1 protein-coding gene is annotated in these 518 nt (G+C 66.8%); it reads right to left on the reverse strand.

What is annotated here, in order from left to right:
• On the reverse strand, window positions 1–513 hold a 513-nt coding region (gene ccoO, locus EOE48_RS28600), incomplete at its 3' end, for a cytochrome-c oxidase, cbb3-type subunit II (protein WP_246155070.1).
• Window positions 514–518 lie beyond the last annotated feature (5 nt).

Here is a 518-nt window from a genome sequence, read left to right on the forward strand (position 1 = left end):
CCCCGACTCGATCGCCGCCATGGTGTCGACCGCGTCGCGGGCGCCGGCAATGTCGTCGTCGGAATACGGCACGCCCAGGGTGCGCAAGGTGCGCATCTTGACGTCGGTGTGGCTGTTGTCGACCTGCTGGGCGACCAGCCACGGGTACGACGGCATCTTCGACTCCGGCACCACGTTGCGCGGGTTGTACAGGTGCGCGCGGTGCCAGTCGTCCGAGTAACGGCCGCCAACACGGGCCAGGTCCGGCCCGGTGCGCTTGGAGCCCCACAGGAACGGGTGGTCCCACACGCTCTCGCCGGCCACCGAGTAGTGGCCGTAGCGCTCGGTTTCGGCGCGGAACGGGCGGATCATCTGCGAGTGGCAGCCCACGCAACCTTCGCGGATGTAGATATCGCGGCCTTCCAGTTGCAGCGCGGTGTAGGGTTTCATGCCTTCCACCGGCTTGTTGGTGACGTCCTGGAAGAACAGCGGGACGATCTGGGTCAGGCCGCCGATACTGACGGCGAACACCATCAGCA

The organism is Methylobacterium oryzihabitans, from assembly GCF_004004555.2.
Classification (GTDB): Bacteria; Pseudomonadota; Alphaproteobacteria; order Rhizobiales; family Beijerinckiaceae; genus Methylobacterium; species Methylobacterium oryzihabitans.